The sequence below is a fragment of the Paenisporosarcina sp. P5_A11 genome (assembly GCF_056400705.1).
The window spans coordinates 1-4660 of sequence record NZ_JBFUKT010000221.1 but is presented as its reverse complement, the minus strand read 5'-3'; the positions used below and the strand labels follow the sequence as shown (position 1 = coordinate 4660).

Here is a 4660-nt window from a genome sequence, read left to right as displayed (position 1 = left end):
ATACACATCTTATGTATCTTTCTCCTCAAGATACGAACTATAAAGGAAACGATGATTCACTTGTCTTATTTATGAAGCACGGATTATTTACTGCTTTGTTTACTGGTGATTTAGAAAAAGATGGTGAAGAGGATATGCTAAGGAAGTATGAGGGGATGAGGAACATTGGCATCTTAAAAGCAGGGCATCACGGAAGTAAAACGTCCAGCTCAGCCGAACTTATAAACAAAGTAAACCCTAAATTAACTATTTTTTCAGCTGGGAAAAACAATCGTTATGGCCATCCCCATAAAGAGATATTAGATAGGTTCAAAGAAAAGAAGTTACCTACATTGACAACTTCAGATGTAGGCTCTGTGCATATTCGTTTTCATAAAAAGGATATGACGATACGGACGACATTAGAAAAAGGCATAATAAAAAGAGACTTATCACAATGATGAGTCCCTTTAGGTAGTTGATATCGCAATCAAAGAAAAACATCAGCTTGCGCTCAAAGAGGGTGCAAGCTGTGAATTTTTCTAATTACTTATGTTGTAATGAAGTCAATTACAGTCGCAATGGTGAAAATCGCTGCAAAGAAGACAAAAGATACAACGAAACCAATACCTGAGTCAACTACATCGTTACGTCTGGTTTGGACATTCTTTTCAAATTCGTTCATTGCTACCCCTCCTATATTCAAATTAATTATAAGTGATTACTTAGAAAAAATCCATAAACAACGAGTTTTTTTCCGGGATTTCAAAGGAAAGACACATTTTGTTCAAACCCCTGCTTAATAAGATTTAAGGTATACTATAAAAGCATGTGTTATTAGGAGGTTTAATATGTTTTCAAAAGTATGGAAAAAGATTCAGCAAGGTGATTTCAGTCCAATTTATCTTCTTGTCGGAACAGAGCATTACTTCTTTGACGAAACGGTTCGTCGCATAAAAGAATCGCTCAATAAAGATGGAGAAACGGATGTTCTTTACTTTGATTTAGATGAAGTGCCGGTTCAACACGTAATTGAAGAAGCAGATACGATTCCATTTTTTACGGACAAAAAATTAATTATCGCGAAAAATGCCTCTTTTTTAAAAGCAACGGAAAAAGGGAAAGAAAAAATAGATCATGATTTAAAAGCATTCGAAAGTTGGGTGCAACATCCTTCTGAAACAGCGATTACTATTTTTATTGCTCCATATGAAAAACTGGACGAAAGAAAAAAAGTAACAAAACTGATGAAAGAAAAAGCACTATTACTCGTAGCTAAACCACTGGAAGGTAATGATTTAGTCGTGTGGGTTAAATCTACAGTCGGAAATGAACACAAAGTAATGACAGATGAAGCAATTGGCCGTTTAATTGATACCGTTGGCCAAGACCTTGTACAATTGCAATCAGAAATACATAAAATGGCTACCTATGTGGGAGAGCAACAAGAAATCACAAAAAGCGACGTTGAGTTGTTGATGACACGGACATTAGAACAAGATGCATTTCAGCTACTGAATGCTTACTTACGTGGAGACACCACTACTGCATTAATGGTTTACCATGATTTGTTACGACAAAAGGAAGAACCGATTATGTTAACAGCGTTGCTTGCTTCTCAAATACGGTTAATGTCTAATGTGCGTTATTTACAAAAAAAGGGGTATCACGCTCAAGCTATCGCAAAACAATTAAAAGTAAATCCATATCGGGTGAAATTAATTGTCGAAAGTAGACAACAAGTGGGAGAAGATCGTTTACTAGAAGTTTTACACAGACTTGCTGGGGCAGACTTTCAATTAAAAACGAGTAGTGGCAGAAGAGAACGAATACTAGAATTATTTTTAATGAACAAATTATAAGATAAGGATTTGATTCGCTGGATAGGCGAGTCAGATTCTTTTTTAATGAAGTTCTGGAGCGGGTGATGGAATTAGGAGGAAATTGGATAGTTGCGACGATAGCACAAGAAGTTACGCCAATACCGTCTGAAGTTGCGATGATACCACCAGAAGTTGAGACTATAGCGCTAAAAGGTACCAATTAAATAGCTAAAATCTATATTTTAACCAAAAAAAAACCAGATTCGAATTTCGAACCCGGTTTTTCATTTAATTAAGCTTTTTTCATTAACTGTGACTTTTTACGAGCCGCAGTGTTTTTATGCATTAATCCTTTAGAAGCTGCTTTATCTACTTGCTTGATAGCAGTTAGGATAAGGTCTTTTGCGTTTTCTTCGTTGTTAAGAGAAGCATTTTCAGCTTTCTTAACTGCTGTACGCATTGTAGATTTTGTGTGAGAGTTTTGTGCGTGAGCAGAAGCATTCGTTTTTACACGTTTGATTGCAGATTTGATGTTAGGCATGTTCTTCACCTCCTAAAAAGTTATTCTTTCCGATACACTTCGTATCTCTTCGTCAGTTTCGCTCGTTCACATGCTCACGTACAAAAGTACGCTCCGCTGTTCCTCACTCACTTCCTCGACCTACTCGTGTCTCAAAAAGAATTTGAGAATGACAGATTCTCATGTTGAAAACTTTGCGCAATTAAATAGCGCTGTTTGCTTTAAGTATTAGATAATATTCTCAATACAACAAGCATTATAATATCAAATCAAAAGTTAAATTGCAATAGATTAACGCAAAGAATATTTACTTGACACCTTGGGCAAACTTTTCTTGAGGTGATAATAATGAGTAAATTAAATTTAATGCGGACAGATTTAATAGATGAAGCTACTGAAGTTGTTCAACATCGAACAGAAAAAGAGAAAGATACCTTGTACGAAACACCAGGAATCCAAATGAACGAAGATCGTAAAGGAAGGGTTCTCATTACGCATATTGAAACAGATGCGAATGGTGCTGAAACCATTGGAAAAARAGAAGGAACGTATATTACGTTATCAGTTCCCACATTGACAGCAGAGGATTCCGACGGCTTTGAGCAATTAGAACAACAATTTATTTTATCGTTGCAAGATATCCACCATGAGTTAAAGTTATCGCCACAGTCAAAAATCCTGGTAATTGGTTTAGGGAATCGAACAATTACACCCGATGCAATTGGTCCCCTAGCCATCGATCGTTTCCATGAAGAAATGTTCTCTTTACCTTTTGAACACGGTCAAGTCGTTTTCTATGCACCTGGTGTAACAGGACAGACGGGTTTAGAAACGGGTGAATTTGTAAAAGCCATTTCTGAAAAGGTGAAACCTGATCTAATACTCATCATTGATGCATTAGCTGCACGGAATCAAGATCGTCTATGTAAAACCATTCAACTCACGAATACCGGAATCCACCCAGGCTCAGGTGTTGGTAATGCACGTAATGAAATATCATTCGAATCTCTTGGCGTTCCAGTAACTGCAATTGGGGTTCCAATGGTAGTGGATGCTCCAGTACTTGTAGTGGAAGCAATCGAAACTGTATTTAAAGTTATCTCAAGCCAAATTGGAGCTGCGTCAAATCCATCATCAGCTCTCTCAGTAGGCTCTTGGTTAAGAAGTACAGACGAGCCAGTAAACGTAGAAGCAATTAAACCTATTTTTGGTGAATGGACTTCGTGGTCATCTGAAGAAATTCGAGGTTTATTACAAGAAGTATTACCACCCCATCATCAACAATTATTTGTATCACCGAAAGAAACGGATACTTGGGTGATCAGACATGCTGAAGTGATTCAATCTGGTGTTACTAAATGGTTGCAAGACGATGTTTTTGGTTCTATCTCGCCTTAATCCTACGTAAGTTGTAGGAGGAGGGGTGAATTATGCGCAAAACAATGCAGAAGGTCATGAGTTTCTATCTTTTTTTATTTTTACTACCAATATTGCTGATTAAACTCCCTATGCTCGCTTTTGGAGTAGATGCACCAAAGAAAGTTGAAACACAACCAGTAGCATACGCTGCAAATGTGACAAAAGAAATTTCAAACAATACCCCAGAAGAAATATCTGTGGAAACTGATGGAGACCCTATAAGCGTTTTGTTGTACTTCACACATATCCAGGAATCCTATCAGCCAATAGTAGAAAAAAAATATGGCTTAAAAGCCGTTAATTATCATCCTACTGCAAACATATCTAATGTAAGTGACCTTGTTGTTCAGCATTTTCAATTAAACGGGGATACTGTTGATGTTTTGGAATTTGATAATATGAATAAAATGCAGATCTCTGGTGCTTATACGAAAATCAGACCTTATTTGCAGAAACAATTGGCTGAAAATCAATATGACGTACTGCTTGATCTTCATCGTGATTCCATCAAACGAGAAAAGACAACTATTAAGAGTGGTGGAACAACCTATGCTCAGTTGACATTTGTTGTAGGAGCCGAACATGTAAACTATAAAATGAATGAAGCCTTTTCCAAAGCAGTTTCCAATGAAGTAAATAGACACGTTCCAACCATTTCCAAAGGAGTCTTGGCAAAAACTCATGATACTGGAAATGGCGTCTATAATCAGGATCTATCAAGTCACGCATTATTAGTGGAATTAGGTGGCATTGAAAATACAGAAGAGGAAATAAATCGGACTATTGCCATACTTGCAAAGGCGATTTCTGTCGTTTTTGAAAATAACACAGCAACCTAACATTGATGTGAAGCGTGTTCACTGCTATAATTTTAAGTAGTTTAATTAGGAGTGGACAACGCATGAATCGAGAAGAACGT

The 4660-nt window shown here is 36.9% G+C and carries 6 protein-coding genes; 4 read left to right on the top strand and 2 right to left on the bottom strand.

The genetic code is table 11. The features are described from left to right. Positions 1-440: ComEC/Rec2 family competence protein (locus AC1DOS_RS18150; protein ID WP_477538628.1), on the top strand; the 440-nt coding region annotated here is incomplete at its 5' end. 89 nt (positions 441-529) lie between these two features. Here AC1DOS_RS18150 and AC1DOS_RS18145 read toward each other — a convergent pair. Then, positions 530-664 (bottom strand): YqzM family protein, encoded by a 135-nt coding sequence (locus tag AC1DOS_RS18145; RefSeq protein ID WP_108586360.1) that lies wholly within the window; start codon positions 662-664, stop codon positions 530-532. Positions 665-830: 166 nt separating this feature from the next. Between AC1DOS_RS18145 and holA the strand changes: the two genes are divergently transcribed. Then, positions 831-1841 (top strand): DNA polymerase III subunit delta, encoded by a 1011-nt coding sequence (gene holA / locus AC1DOS_RS18140; protein WP_477538627.1) that lies wholly within the window; start codon positions 831-833, stop codon positions 1839-1841. A 253-nt stretch (positions 1842-2094) separates the two neighbouring features. Here holA and rpsT read toward each other — a convergent pair whose 3' ends face one another. Beyond that, positions 2095-2343 carry a 30S ribosomal protein S20 gene (rpsT, locus tag AC1DOS_RS18135; protein WP_024534454.1) on the bottom strand — a complete coding sequence of 83 codons (249 nt, stop codon included), beginning with the start codon at positions 2341-2343 and terminating at the stop codon, positions 2095-2097. A gap of 327 nt (positions 2344-2670) precedes the next feature. Here rpsT and gpr point away from each other — a divergent pair, with 327 nt between their 5' ends. Further along, a complete protein-coding gene (gene gpr, locus AC1DOS_RS18130; protein ID WP_477538626.1) occupies positions 2671-3720 on the top strand; it encodes a GPR endopeptidase in 1050 nt (349 codons plus the stop codon). Positions 3721-3752: 32 nt separating this feature from the next. Next, positions 3753-4580 carry a stage II sporulation protein P gene (spoIIP, locus tag AC1DOS_RS18125; protein ID WP_477538625.1) on the top strand — a complete coding sequence of 276 codons (828 nt, stop codon included), beginning with the start codon at positions 3753-3755 and terminating at the stop codon, positions 4578-4580. The last annotated feature ends 80 nt before the right edge of the window (positions 4581-4660 follow it).

Bases quoted from the DNA above. Each gene is read 5' to 3' on its own strand.
- rpsT (WP_024534454.1), bottom strand. From the start codon at position 2,343: ATGCCTAACATCAAATCTGCAATCAAACGTGTAAAAACGAATGCTTCT.
- AC1DOS_RS18145 (WP_108586360.1), bottom strand. From the start codon at position 664: ATGAACGAATTTGAAAAGAATGTCCAAACCAGACGTAACGATGTAGTT.
- holA (WP_477538627.1), top strand. From the start codon at position 831: ATGTTTTCAAAAGTATGGAAAAAGATTCAGCAAGGTGATTTCAGTCCA.
- spoIIP (WP_477538625.1), top strand. From the start codon at position 3,753: ATGCGCAAAACAATGCAGAAGGTCATGAGTTTCTATCTTTTTTTATTT.